Source organism: Allokutzneria multivorans (genome assembly GCF_039537405.1).
GTDB lineage: Bacteria > Actinomycetota > Actinomycetes > Mycobacteriales > Pseudonocardiaceae > Allokutzneria > Allokutzneria multivorans.
Genome location: NZ_BAABAL010000018.1, coordinates 199335 through 211577, shown reverse-complemented (window position 1 = coordinate 211577; position 12243 = coordinate 199335). Strand labels below are relative to the sequence as shown.

The 12243-nt window shown below is 68.6% G+C and carries 12 protein-coding genes and 1 riboswitch; of the genes, 5 read left to right on the top strand and 7 right to left on the bottom strand.

The annotated features are described in order from the left end of the window. Positions 1-5 precede the first annotated feature (5 nt). The 6 genes from ABD798_RS25015 to ABD798_RS24990 form a co-directional block, all read right to left on the bottom strand. The gene (locus ABD798_RS25015) at positions 6-527 is read right to left on the bottom strand and encodes a DUF6886 family protein (protein WP_344879319.1); all 522 of its coding nucleotides are present in this window, start codon (positions 525-527) and stop codon (positions 6-8) included. Between the two features lie 11 nt (positions 528-538). After that, entirely contained in the window at positions 539-1117 is a 579-nt protein-coding gene (locus ABD798_RS25010) for a VOC family protein (protein ID WP_344879316.1), read from the bottom strand. Positions 1118-1241: 124 nt separating this feature from the next. Beyond that, positions 1242-2351, bottom strand: a complete 1110-nt coding sequence (locus tag ABD798_RS25005; RefSeq protein WP_344880965.1) for a ribonucleotide-diphosphate reductase subunit beta — start codon at positions 2349-2351, stop codon at positions 1242-1244. Continuing rightward, the gene (locus tag ABD798_RS25000; protein ID WP_425549262.1) at positions 2342-5182 is read right to left on the bottom strand and encodes a ribonucleoside-diphosphate reductase subunit alpha; all 2841 of its coding nucleotides are present in this window, start codon (positions 5180-5182) and stop codon (positions 2342-2344) included. The genes ABD798_RS25005 and ABD798_RS25000 overlap by 10 nt, the downstream gene beginning before the upstream one ends. A 326-nt stretch (positions 5183-5508) precedes the next feature. Beyond that, positions 5509-5722, bottom strand: a riboswitch (cobalamin riboswitch). 64 nt (positions 5723-5786) lie between these two features. After that, complete coding sequence (locus ABD798_RS24995) at positions 5787-6536, bottom strand: ABC transporter permease (RefSeq protein WP_344879313.1); 750 nt, start codon at positions 6534-6536, stop codon at positions 5787-5789. Further along, positions 6533-7489 (bottom strand): ATP-binding cassette domain-containing protein, encoded by a 957-nt coding sequence (locus ABD798_RS24990; RefSeq protein WP_344879310.1) that lies wholly within the window; start codon positions 7487-7489, stop codon positions 6533-6535. Before ABD798_RS24990 ends, ABD798_RS24995 begins: the two co-directional genes overlap by 4 nt. A 240-nt stretch (positions 7490-7729) precedes the next feature. Here ABD798_RS24990 and ABD798_RS24985 point away from each other — a divergent pair, with 240 nt between their 5' ends. From ABD798_RS24985 to ABD798_RS24970, 4 genes are all read left to right on the top strand, one after another. Continuing rightward, entirely contained in the window at positions 7730-8374 is a 645-nt protein-coding gene (locus ABD798_RS24985; RefSeq protein ID WP_344879308.1) for a PadR family transcriptional regulator, read from the top strand. A 148-nt stretch (positions 8375-8522) separates the two neighbouring features. Further along, positions 8523-9713: an FAD-dependent oxidoreductase gene (locus ABD798_RS24980; RefSeq protein WP_344879305.1), complete on the top strand. Its 1191-nt coding sequence runs from the start codon at positions 8523-8525 to the stop codon at positions 9711-9713. Positions 9714-9957: 244 nt separating this feature from the next. Further along, a complete protein-coding gene (locus ABD798_RS24975) occupies positions 9958-10311 on the top strand; it encodes a VOC family protein (protein WP_344879301.1) in 354 nt (117 codons plus the stop codon). Positions 10312-10414: 103 nt separating this feature from the next. Further along, positions 10415-10864: a TIGR03618 family F420-dependent PPOX class oxidoreductase gene (locus tag ABD798_RS24970; protein WP_344879298.1), complete on the top strand. Its 450-nt coding sequence runs from the start codon at positions 10415-10417 to the stop codon at positions 10862-10864. Between the two features lie 210 nt (positions 10865-11074). Here the strand turns inward: ABD798_RS24970 and ABD798_RS24965 are convergent, their stop codons facing one another. After that, the gene (locus ABD798_RS24965) at positions 11075-11776 is read right to left on the bottom strand and encodes a FadR/GntR family transcriptional regulator (protein WP_344879295.1); all 702 of its coding nucleotides are present in this window, start codon (positions 11774-11776) and stop codon (positions 11075-11077) included. A gap of 165 nt (positions 11777-11941) precedes the next feature. Here ABD798_RS24965 and ABD798_RS24960 point away from each other — a divergent pair, with 165 nt between their 5' ends. Further along, on the top strand, positions 11942-12226 hold the full coding sequence (locus ABD798_RS24960; protein ID WP_344879292.1) for a hypothetical protein: 285 nt from the start codon (positions 11942-11944) through the stop codon (positions 12224-12226). The last annotated feature ends 17 nt before the right edge of the window (positions 12227-12243 follow it).

The following is a 12243-nucleotide window of genomic DNA, read 5'->3' as shown; positions in this document are numbered from 1 at the left end:
TCGTGTCAAGGAATAAGCCTGGGCGAGGCGTTGCGCAGCCGGATGCCGCTGAAGCCGAGCGTGCTCGCGGTGACGACGTCCCAGAACGGCCACAGCGTCGGCAGCACGCGCAGCTCGATGCCTGCCTGCTCGTGCAGCTCGAACAGATCGCCGACCGGCGACGGCGGGCCGAGCGGGTGGACGGTGCGCGTGGCGACGTGGGCGTTGTCCTCGAACGGCTCGAAGTCCGAGGCGCAGAAGCGGTAGGCGAACAACCGCACGGTGCGCATCGCCTCCAACGCCCGGTACTCCACCGCGTGCACGCGAGTGCCCATCAGCCAAGAGCGATCGTCCACAGTGGAGGACGGCGTCACCCACGCCATCGCGCGCGGACACTGCCGGGGAAACCAGTAGTCCGGCGAGCGCGCCGCGTCGACCGCCCACACGTACGCCTCGGGTTGGCGCGCGGTCGCCGCGACGTGCGGCACGAAACGGGTGATGTTCGGATCTTCGGAGAAGTGCAGAACCTCGCCGGGTGCGGCTCTCATAGCCGGAAGGTCTACCCGGCCGTGATCCGTTCGACCAACTCGTCGCGGAAGGCCTGCGCGGCCTGGAGTTCCGGTTCGGAGCCGTCGGTCCGTTTGAGCGCGCCTTCGAGGATCTTCAGTGCCTGCCGCTCGTCGCCCTTCGAATCGGCCAGCCGTGCCGCGTTCTCCAGGGCTTTCGCGAGCTTGGTGCTCGCCTCGGGTTCTTGAGCGGCCTTGTTGATCCGGATCCAGTTGCCACCCGGATCGACCACGCTGAACCCGGTGTAGCGGTCGTTGCGCAGCCGCGGTCTGGTCATGCGCGGAATGCCGGAGACGAGCATTTTCCCGTGCACGGCGCGCATTCCGGCCGCGAACGCCTCGAACAGCGGCCCGGTGTCCTGCACGATGATCAGGCACGAGCTGTGCGACTGTTCGGGAACGTGGCCGTCGAGCACGTAGAAGTGCAGGTTGATGTCCTCGCGTCGCAAGGCGAGATGTGGGTACGGCCGCCGCTGCCGATGGGTGATCGAGAAGCCGAGCATCTCGTAGAAGGACGCGATCTCGTCGATGTCCCGGCAGGGCAGGAGCGGGATCGTCAGTTCGTTCGCCATGTCTCGGACGCTAAGGCCGAAACGGCCGAAACGACACGGAGGTCTTTGCGGAAGCGAACATAAGAGCAGCGCGCCGGTGGCCCCGTGGGAGGGTTCGGGGCCACCGGCGACTACCGCTACCCAGCTAGTCCCAGTCGAGCGCGCCGCCGGACTGGTACTCGATGACCCTGGTCTCGAAGAAGTTCTTCTCCTTCTTCAGGTCCATCATCTCCGACATCCACGGGAACGGGTTCTCCGTCGCCGGGAACACCGGCTCCAGCCCGATCTGGGCGCAGCGCCGGTTGGTGATGAAGTGCATGTACTGCTCGCACAGATCGGCGTTGAGCCCGAGCAGCCCGCGCGGCATGGTGTCGCGGCCGTAGGCCACCTCCAGCTCGCACGCCTCGGTCAGCATGGTGCGGACCTCGGCCTGGAACTCCGGGCTCCACAGGTGCGGGTTCTCGATCTTGATCTGGTTGATCGCGTCGATGCCGAAGTTCAGGTGGATCGACTCATCGCGCAGGATGTACTGGTACTGCTCGGCGATGCCGACCATCTTGTTGCGCCGGCCGAGCGAGAGGATCTGGGCGAAGCCGGTGTAGAACCACATGCCCTCGAAGACCACGTAGAAGGCGATGAGGTCGCGCAGGAACGCCTGGTCGGTCTCGGGGGTCCCGGTGCGGAAGTCCGGGTCCTCCAGGTGCTGGGTGTAGGCCAGCGCCCACGCGGCCTTGTCGGTGATCGACGGGACCTCGCGGTACATGTTGAACAGCTCGCCCTCGTCCAAGCCGAGGCTCTCCACGATGTACTGGAAGGTGTGGGTGTGCACCGCCTCCTCGAAGGCCTGGCGCAGCAGGTACTGGCGGCACTCGGGGTTGGTCAGGTTGCGGTACACGGCCAGCACGATGTTGTTGGCCACCAACGACTCCGACGCGGCGAAGAAGCCGAGGTTGCGCTTGAGGGCGCGGCGCTCGTCCTCGGTCAGCCCGGTGGGGGACTTCCACAGCGCGATGTCGGCCTGCATGGACACCTCGGTCGGCATCCAGTGGTTGTTGCAGCCCGCCAGGTACTTCTCCCACGCCCAGTGGTACTTCAGCGGCAGCAGCTGGTTCACGTCGGCGCGGCAGTTGATCATGCGCTTGTCGTCGACGCTGACCCGCCCGCCGTCGCGGTTGATCTCGCCGAGTCCGCTGGCGATTTCGGTGTTGGTCACGTTCGTTGAGTCCTTACGAGCAGAGAGGCGGGTTACTGGCAGGCTTCGCAGTCGGGGTCCTCGATCGAGCACGCCACACCCGGGTTCGGATCGGCCGGGACGGGCGTGGGCACGACGGGGGAGACGGCGTTGAGCTTGCCGTCGGTGCCGCGCAGCGTGCTCTTCTCCACGTGCGTCGCCGACTGCGAACGCAGGTAGTAGGTGGTCTTCAGCCCGCGCAGCCACGCGTGCTGGTACAGCTCGTCCAGCTTGCGGCCGCTCGGCGCGGCGATGTAGAGGTTCAGCGACTGGGCCTGGTCGATCCACTTCTGCCTGCGCGCCGCGGACTCGATCAGCCAGCGGCTGTCCATCTCGAACGCGGTGGCGTAGAGCGCCTTGACCTCGGCGGGGATGCGGTCGATGGCGCCGAGGCTGCCGTCGAAGTACTTCAGGTCGCCGATCATCACCTCGTCCCACAGGCCCAGTTCCTTGAGCTCGCGGACCAGGGCCGGGTTCACCACGGTGAAGTCACCGGACATGTTCGACTTCACGTACAGGTTGCGGTACAGCGGCTCGATGGACTGCCCGACACCGGTGATGTTGGCGATGGTCGCGGTCGGCGCGATCGCCATCACGTTGGAGTTGCGCATGCCCACCTCGACAACGCGGGCCCGCAGCGTGGCCCAGTCCAAAGTGGACGAACGGTCCAGCTCCAGGTCCGCGCCGCGCGTGTCGGCGAGCAGCTGCACCGAGTCGATCGGCAGGATTCCCTTGCTCCACAAGGAACCCTCGAAGGTCTCGTACCTGCCGCGCTCGGCAGCGAGCTCGGCGGAGGCGGAGATGGCGTAGTAGCTGATCTCCTCCATGCTGCGGTCGGCGAACTCCACCGCGGCCTGCGAGGCCATCGGCACGCGCAGGGTGAACAGCGCGTCCTGGAAGCCCATCAGGCCCAGGCCCACCGGGCGGTGGCGCATGTTGGAGCGCTTGGCCTCGGGGATCGTGTAGAAGTTCACGTCGATCACGTTGTCCAGCATGCGAACGGCCGTGCGCACGGTCTTCTCCAGGCGCGCGTGGTCGATGCCGTCCGGGCCCACGTGCTGCGCCAGGTTCACCGAACCCAGGTTGCACACCGCGACCTCGTCCACCGTGGTGTTGAGGGTGATCTCGGTGCACAGGTTGGAGGAGTGCACGACACCGGAGTGCTGCTGCGGCGAGCGCAGGTTGCACGGGTCCTTGAAGGTGATCCACGGGTGGCCGGTCTCGAAGAGCATGGTCAGCATGCGCCGCCACAGGTCCTTCGCCTTGACCGTGCGGAACACCCGCAGCTCCCCGCGCGAAGCCGCCAGCTCGTAAGCGCGGTAGCGCTCGGTGAACTCCGAGCCGTAGCTGTCGTGCAGGTCCGGGACCTCGTCGGGGGAGAACAGCGTCCAGTCCCCGTCGGCGCGCACGCGGCGCATGAACTCATCCGGCACCCAGTTCGCGGTGTTCATGTCGTGGGTGCGGCGCCGGTCGTCGCCGGTGTTCTTGCGCAGGTCGAGGAACTCCTCGACGTCGATGTGCCAGGTCTCCAGGTACGCGCAGACCGCGCCCTTGCGCTTGCCGCCCTGGTTCACCGCGACCGCCGTGTCGTTGGCGATCTTGAGGAACGGGACCACGCCCTGGGACTGGCCGTTGGTGCCCTTGATGTGCGCGCCGATGCCCCGGACCGGGGTCCAGTCGTTGCCCAGGCCGCCCGCGTACTTCGACAGCAGCGCGTTGTTGCTGATGCCGTGGAAGATCCCCTCCAGGTCGTCGGCGACCGTGGTGAGGAAGCAGGAGGACAGCTGCGGCCGCGTGGTGCCGGCGTTGAACAGCGTCGGGGTGGAGCACATGAAGTCGAAGGTGGAGATCAGGTCGTAGAACTCGATCGCCCGCGCTTCGCGGTCTTCCTCCAGCAGCGACAGGCCCATGGCCACGCGCATGAAGAACGCCTGCGGCAGCTCGTAGCGGTGCTGGTCGCTGTGCAGGAGGTAGCGGTCGTAGAGGGTCTGCATGCCCAGGAACTGGAACCGCAGGTCGCGGTCCGGCACCAGCGCCGCTCCCAGCCGCTCCAGGTCGAAGTTCGCCAGCTCCGGGTCCAGCTGGCCGAGGCCGATGCCCCGGTGCACGAACTCGGCGAAGTAGGCCGGGTAGCGCTCGCCCATCTCGGTGTGGCTGGCCAGCTGCGAACCGCCGTAGACGAACTCCAGCGCCTCCTTGCGCAGCTTGTCCTGCAACAGGCGCGCGCTGACGAAGGAGTAGTTCGGGTCGTTCTCCACCATCGTGCGCGCGGCCATCACCGGCGCGACGGTCAGCTCCGAGACGGTGATGCCGTCGTAGAGGTTGCGCAGCGTCTCCGCCAGCACCGCCTCCGCCGAGACCGCCTCAAGGTCCGCGCACGCCTCGGTGATCACCAGCGTCAGGCGCTCGGTGTCCAGCGGCTCCGTGCGGCCGTCGGCGTGGCGCACGGAGAACGCCGGAGCGGTGACGGGCTCGCGCACCACGGGCTGCTGCGAGCGGGCCTTGGCGTGCTCCTCGCGGTAGAGCACGTAGGCGCGGGCGACCTTGTGGTGGCCGCCGCGCATCAGGGCCAGCTCGACCTGGTCCTGGATCTGCTCGATGTGCAGGGGGTTCTCCGGGCCGCTGTGCCGCAGCAGCGCGGTCTCCACGTGCAGCGTCAGCTCACCGATGAGCTCGCGGACGCGTGTGGAGGTGCCCGCCTCGCGGCCCTCGACCTCCAGGAACGCCTTGGTGACCGCGACGGAGATCTTGGTGGAGTCGAACGGGGAGGAGGTGCCGTCGCGGCGGATCACCGCGACGGAGGCCGGACGGGTGGCAGCGGACGTTGTGGCGGGCTCCGCCGGGTGCACGGTCAAAGGAAGGACTCCTGAACTTGCCGGAACGGTCTCTGGGCAGACTCCACCGTCCGAACACCCGGGAACGGTGTCCGGCAGCGGAAACTCAGTGGGGCGCAAGAGGTTCAGCGAACCTCCGCGCGGAGAGGGCTAGCGCGCCCGGGGGAGCGGGGCGGGAGTGCAGCCGGGTATGCCTGGTCGTGCCGGGGCGGTGAACACGGCGCTCTCCTCACTCGCGGGGCGTGGACCACGGGCCGCGCGGGGGCGAGGGCCGACCCGAACCCCTTGCGGGGCCTCAAGGTCGTCCGCTCGGCCCTCCCACGAGGCCGCGGACCGGGCGCGCCGGGCGGCGCACCCGTCGGATGGCAGGTCTTCGGACTCGCGGGCACTCACCGGTGGAACCGGCCGTCCTACTGACCGTCGCTTCCCGGGCGCGGAGCCCAGTGCTCATGACGGCGTTCGTTCCCACTCACCGCTGCGGGGCAGTCCCGGATTTCCACCGGGTTCCCTCTTGCCTCGCAGCCCCTTTCGGGACCGCGAACCATCGACGCGGGGAATACTACATCTAGTGGTTGATCACGCAAGCCAGCCCCAGATACCGCGTGTTGCGAGTCAGTGGGGATTGTCATAGGCCCTTGCGCATGGCTCTGACGCCCACCGCCAGACCGACCGCGGCGAAGCCGAACGCGGTGAGTGACCCGTACAGCACGGCCGGTTCGGCGAAGCGCCCGGCGAACAGCGCGCGCTCGGCGTCCACGAGATGGGACACGGGGTTGAGCGAGGCCACCACGCGCAGCCAGTCTGGCCCGGACTCCACCGGCAGCAGCACACCTGACAGCAGCAACACGGGAAACATGACCATCTGGGTGACTCCGTAGAACAGCTGCCCGCTCGGCCGGGAGGCGATCGCGAGCACGTAGGACAGCGCGATCAGCCCGGAACCGAACACCACCAGCAGGAGCAGCCCTGCCAGCACACCGAGCGGGAACAGCTCGAAGCCCAACGGCACCGCCGCCCCGATGATCAGCAGCGCCTGCACGAGCAGCAGCAGGAACTCCTTGAGCGTGCGGCCGAACAGCAGCGCCGAGCGGGTGATCGGACTGACCAGCACGCGCTCGAAGGAACCGCTCAACAGCTCGGTGAGCAGGGTGTAGCCGGACATCATCGGCCCGGTCAGGCACATCATGATCAGAATCCCCGGCACGAACCACTGCCACGGCGACGGCCCGCCCGGCGCACCGGTCAGCAGCGACCCGAACAGGATCAGGAACAGCAGCGGCTGACCCATCGTGAAGAGCAGTCCGCTGGGCGTGCGCACGGCGGGCATCAGCTCGCGCAGGAACACGGTCCTGGTGTCCCACAGCAGTTTCCTCACGCCGCCACCTCGTCCTCGCGCAGGCTGCGCCCGGTCAGGGCCAGGAACACGTCATCCAGCGTCGGCCGCGACGAAGCGGCGGTGACCGCCCGCACGTCCTTCTCGCCGAGCGCACGCAAGAACTCCGGCAACGCCGTGTCCGCGCGCGGCACCCGCACCCGCACGGTCGTGGATTCCCTTGCCACATCACCGAAGAACACCCCGACATCGGCGGCGCGCACCGCGTCGGCCTCCGTCGAGGTGGTCACCGTGACGCTGTCCCCGGCCAGTTCGCTCTTGAGCGAGGCGGCCGTGCCGTCGGCGATGATGCGCCCGTTGTCGATGATCACCACCCGCTCGGCCATCGCGTCGGCCTCCTCCAGGTAGTGCGTGGTCAGCACGATCGTCGTCCCGTAGTGCTCGCGCAGCCGCAGCACGTGCTCCCACACGTTGGCCCGGTTGTGCGGGTCCAGGCCGGTCGAGGGCTCGTCCAGGAACAGCAGCTCCGGCCGGTGCACCAACCCGATCGCGATGTCCAGTCGGCGCCGCTGACCGCCGGAGAGGCTGCCCGGCAGGCGCTTGGCCATCGGCCGCAGGTCGAGCAGTTCCAGCATCTCCTCCGCGCGCGCCCGCGCCGCCGCGCGCGAGAGCCCGTAGGCCAGGCCCTGCGTGACGATCTCGTCCAGCACGCGGTAGCTCTCGCCCGCGCTGGAGAGCTGGCCGACGTAGCCGATGCGCTCGCGCACCCCGGCCGGGTCGGTGGCGATGTCGCGGCCCGCCACCGTCGCCGAGCCCGAGGTGGGCGGCAGCAGCGTGGTCAGCATGCGCAGCGTCGTGGACTTGCCGGCGCCGTTCGGGCCGAGCACCGCGACCAGCTGACCGCGCTCGACGTCCAGGTCGACGCCGCGCACGGCCTCCACCGGATCACCTCGCCGGATCGGGAAGCTCTTGGCCAGTTTTCGGGCATGGATCATCGGCCCCTCCTTGCGAGTGGTTCTGGGCATGACGAAAAAGCCCTGGTGAAGGGCTGTTTGGGCGAGAAAGGCAATCTTGGGTGGCGCCGAGCGCGCTGTCAAACATGAACGCCGCGTTCATGTTTGCCCTGACCTGCGGAAACAGAATCGTGCGAGCGCGTTTGCGCAGGTGAGAAAAAATTGTGCTCGCTCCCTGATACTCGTCGACGTATACTCGGCTGCGAGTAGGAGGTGGCGGGGATGGAGCGGCGCAAGGTCGGCAACCTGATGGCTCTCGCGGTGCTCTCGGTCCTCGCGCAGCGGCCGATGCACCCGTACGAGATGGCCTCGATGCTGCGTGCCCGTGGCAAGGACGCCGACATGGGCATCAAGTGGGGCTCGCTCTACACGGTCGTGCGCAACATGGAGAAGCACGGCCTGATCGAGGCCGCCGAGACCGTGCGGCAGGGCGGACGCCCCGAGCGCACGATCTACCGCATCACCGACGACGGCCGCGCGGAGATGGTCGACTGGGTGCGCGAGCTGATCTCCGTGCCCGAACGCGAACGCATGCGCTTCCAGGCCGGGCTCTCCGTGCTCGCCGCACTGGGGCCCGAGGAAGTCGAAACACTGCTGCGGCAACGACTCGCGCTGCTGGAACGGGAAGCCGAGGACAAGCGCGCCGCGCACGAACGCGACTCCCGCGAGGTTCCCCGGCTCTTCCTCATCGAGAACGAGTACGAACTCGCGCTCCTGGACGCCGAACTGGCATGGGTGCGTGCCGTCCTGGACGAGCTGAGCGAGGGCACCTTCGCGGGCCTGGACCAGTGGCGGGCCCTGTACGAGACCGGGGAGGTGTCCGCCGAGCTGGCGGAGCTGGCCGAGAGGGGCAGCGTCACGGACTGAGCACAAGAACGGGCCCCGGCGAGGTGCTGCAACACCGCGCCGGGGCCCTCGACCTCGAACCGAAACCCCGCGAGGGAGCACCGGCCACAAGGTGGCAACCGCAACAATAGCCGGGCTCCTCCTCGCACACGCCCTCTGGAGGGGAAGCATGTCCACGGCACGCACGGCACTGGTCATCGGCGGCGGCATCGCAGGACCGGTCGCCGCGATGGCACTCCACCGCGCCGGAATCGAAGCAGTCGTCCACGAAGCCCACCGCGGCCCCGCTGACGGCGTCGGCGGCGGGCTCGGCCTGGCGCCCAACGGGTTGAGCGCGCTCGGCCTCGTCGGCGCCGAGGAAGCCGTCCGCGACATCGGCATCCCGGTCCCGGCGATGGTGATGCGCAGCTGGACCGGCAAGGAGCTCGCCCGCTTCAGCTCGGCGGACGGATCACCGATCATGCACACCGTCTGGCGCTCCGACCTCTACCGCGCCCTGTGCGACACCGCCGAACGCGCCGGAGTCAAGTTCGTCTACGGCACTCGACTGAAGTCCTTGCAAGAAAACGGCTCCAGCGTCACAGCGTCCTTTGTGGACGGAACGAGCGCGACCGCCGACATCCTCGTAGGCGCCGACGGGGTGCGCTCCACCGTGCGCGGCATCATCGACCCGGGCGCGCCAGGACCCAGCTCCACCGGCCTCGTCGGCTTCGGCGGCTGGTCGAGCGCGAAGATCCCCCACACCGACGGCGCGATGAACTTCGTCTTCGGCAAGCGCGCGTTCTTCAGCTACACCGTCGAACCCAGCGGCCGCGTCGGCTGGTTCGCCAACCTCCCGCGCAAAGCGCACATGACCATCGCCGACACGCAGGCCGTCGGTATGGACAAGTGGCTGCGCCTGCTGGAGGACACCTTCACCGACGACCGCGTCCCCGCCGTGCAGATCCTGCGCGGCAGCTCGCCCGACCAGTGCGTCACCACCGGAACCCTGGAGATCATGCGGCCCGCGCCGCGCTGGCACCGTGGACGCGTCGTGCTCATCGGTGACGCGGCGCACGTGCCCTCGCCCAGCTCCGGGCAAGGCGCGTCACAAGCCATCGAAGGCGCCGTGCACCTCGCGCGCTGCCTGCGCGACCTCCCCGTCGACCAGGCGTTCCGCGCGTACGAAGGACTGCGGCGTGATCGCGTCGAGCGCATCACGACCGCCGCCGAGCGCACCAACCGCAACAAGGCCGCCGGGCCGGTCGCGCGAGTGCTGCGCGACCTGACGATGCCGCCGATCATGCGACTGTTCGCCAAGCCGGACCAATTGGCCTGGCAGTACGACTACCGCATCGACTGGGACGCACCCGTCAGCTGAACCGCGCCGTCGTCAGCGGCCACCCGCTGGCCGCTGACGACGCCCGTTCTTGGACGCGGCCAGCCCGCGGGTTCGCCGGTCTTCATGACCCACAAACCCCCGTCCCAGCGGTCTTCAACGACCACAAACCCCGCGAGCCCGCCGAGTTCGCGGCGGTCAACGATGATCGACAGGGGGGTCGGTGGTCTTGACTTCTGCCGTAAACAGGCCTCGGCGGGGCCTGGGTGGGCCACAATCGCCGACCATGGGCTCAACCGTCTTCAACGTCGCTTTCGACTGCGCGAACCCCTACGAGCTGGCCGCGTTCTGGGAACAGGTCGTCGGCCACCCGCGCCACCCCGAGGACCGGCCCGGTGACGCGGAGACGGTGATCGCGCTCCCCACCGGGATGAACCTCCACTTCAACCGTGTCCCCGAAGGCAAGGTCGTCAAGAACCGCGTGCACGTGTGCCTGCGCCCCGACCAACCCCGCGACGCCGAGGTCGAGCGCCTCTTGGCCCTCGGCGCACGGTTGGTCTCCGACGAACGCAACCCCGACGGCACCGGCTGGGCCGTCCTCGCCGACCCCGAAGACAACGAGTTCTGCCTCCTGCGTTGAGTACGCGACGGCGTTCTTGGCGTCGGCGGTGAGCAAAGGTGTTGCGGGGGAACGAGGAAGTGCCTTCTTCACGAAGCCGCGCGCGAGGGGCACAATCGTGGGCATGAGCGACGAGAAGCCGAAGCCGCGGAGCCTGAGTGCCAGCGAGATCGACGAACTGCTTGCGGCACAACGGTTCGGGGTCGTGGCCACGGTGAAGAAGGACGGCACTCCGCACCTCGCCACGATGCTGCACACGTGGGACCCGGTGGGACGGGTCGCGCGGATCTCCACCACCGCCACACGCGCGAAGCCGGGGCACGTGCGCAGGCACCCGCGCGCCTCGCTGCACGTGGCGGAACCGGACCACATGACCTTCGCGGTGGTGGAAGGTCTCGGCGAGGTCTCGGAGGTGAGCACCACGCCGGGCGACGCGGCCGGACTGGAGCTGCTGGCGATGGCGGGGGAGGTCCCGGACAGAGACGCCTTCCTCGTGGAGATGGTCGCAGAACACCGCCTCGTCCTGCGCATCAAGGCCGAAAGGGTCACCGGGACCACCCTGCACCACGAGTAGGCGAGCCGCAGCAGCAGAGCCTCGGCCGGACCGGGACGACCCGCCCGGCCGAGCCACGCGGCGCCGAGCACGGTCAGCGCCCACACGCCGAGCCCGACCAGGGCTCACCCCCGCCGTGCTCGACATCGGCGAAGCTCTGGTCATGAAGTACGCGCTGGACCACGGCGCCGAACCACCGCAGAGCCACCTGGAGTCCATTGTGGACGAGGTTCAGTTCTCCGGCGTCCAGTCCAGCAACCTGACCCGAGCGACCGTCTTGAGGTGGCGGCGCATCGCCGCACTCGCCGCGCGCGGGTCACCGGCCCGGATCGCCTCGGCGATCGCGCGGTGCTGCGCCAGTGACCGCGACGGCCTGCCGGGCTGGCGCAGCGACTCGCGGCGGCTCTCGGCGACCGGGCCGGAGATGGCTCTCATGAAGTCCGCCAGCAACGTGCTGCGCGCCGCCGCCGCGATGGCCTCGTGGAAACGCCGGTCGCCCTCGTCCACCGCGCCGCCGGAGTCGATCAGCTCCGCCATCAGCTCCAACGCCGCGTCGATCCGCGCCAGGTCCTGCTCGGTGCGGCGCTCGGCGGCCAGCTCGGCGAGCTTGGTCTCCAACGCCTCCCGGGCCTCCAGCACGTCGGGCAACCTGCGCCTGCGCGCCTCCAACTCGGTCACGGGCTCGCCGTCGAGGGTGTCCGCGCGCAGGTAGATCCCGCCGCCCTGGCGCACGTCCACCAGGCCCTGCACCTCGAGCACCACCACGGCCTGCTTCACCGACGCCCGGCTGACCTGGAGCCGCTCGGCGAGATCGCGCTCGGTGGGCAGCTTGTCGCCCCGGCCGAGGCCGTTGGCGGCGACGTACTCCCGCAACCGGTGCAGCACCTGCTCGTAGAGGCGCGGCCTGCCCAGCGGGCGCAACGGTTCGGGCACATGATCAGGCTAACACCACCCTCCGTAGCCGGTCGGCGAATTCAAGTCTCCACATCGGCGATAAAGCTCCGGCCCCCGCCGAATGGTGAAGCACATTCAATTCGTGTTTGTGCATACTCCCGTTGCGGGGTCGATATGTCCCCGTCATCCCGTTGAGAGGAAGTCATGCGCGTTTCCCTGATCGCCACCGCAGTCGCCGCCGCCGTCCTCAGCTCCGGAGGCGCAGCCGTCGCCGCTGAGTCGCAGGTCGCGGGCAAGCAGAGCATGTGCTTCGTGGTCGCCAAGCGGAACACCCCCATTGTTGACATCGCCAGCAGGACTCAGGTCGGCACGCTCAGGAAGGGCAAGTCGAAGGATTCCGCGTGCAGCCCCAAGAAGGGACTCGTCTTCCTGGCAGGCGACAAGACGGTCGTGCTCGCCGAGGATGTCTCCATCAACGCTCGGGTCTGAGGAATTGTCCTTCAACG

Bases quoted from the DNA above. Each gene is read 5' to 3' on its own strand.
- ABD798_RS25015 (WP_344879319.1), bottom strand. From the start codon at position 527: ATGAGAGCCGCACCCGGCGAGGTTCTGCACTTCTCCGAAGATCCGAAC.
- ABD798_RS25010 (WP_344879316.1), bottom strand. From the start codon at position 1,117: ATGGCGAACGAACTGACGATCCCGCTCCTGCCCTGCCGGGACATCGAC.
- ABD798_RS24990 (WP_344879310.1), bottom strand. From the start codon at position 7,489: ATGATCCATGCCCGAAAACTGGCCAAGAGCTTCCCGATCCGGCGAGGT.
- ABD798_RS24985 (WP_344879308.1), top strand. From the start codon at position 7,730: ATGGAGCGGCGCAAGGTCGGCAACCTGATGGCTCTCGCGGTGCTCTCG.
- ABD798_RS24980 (WP_344879305.1), top strand. From the start codon at position 8,523: ATGTCCACGGCACGCACGGCACTGGTCATCGGCGGCGGCATCGCAGGA.
- ABD798_RS24975 (WP_344879301.1), top strand. From the start codon at position 9,958: ATGGGCTCAACCGTCTTCAACGTCGCTTTCGACTGCGCGAACCCCTAC.
- ABD798_RS24970 (WP_344879298.1), top strand. From the start codon at position 10,415: ATGAGCGACGAGAAGCCGAAGCCGCGGAGCCTGAGTGCCAGCGAGATC.
- ABD798_RS24960 (WP_344879292.1), top strand. From the start codon at position 11,942: ATGCGCGTTTCCCTGATCGCCACCGCAGTCGCCGCCGCCGTCCTCAGC.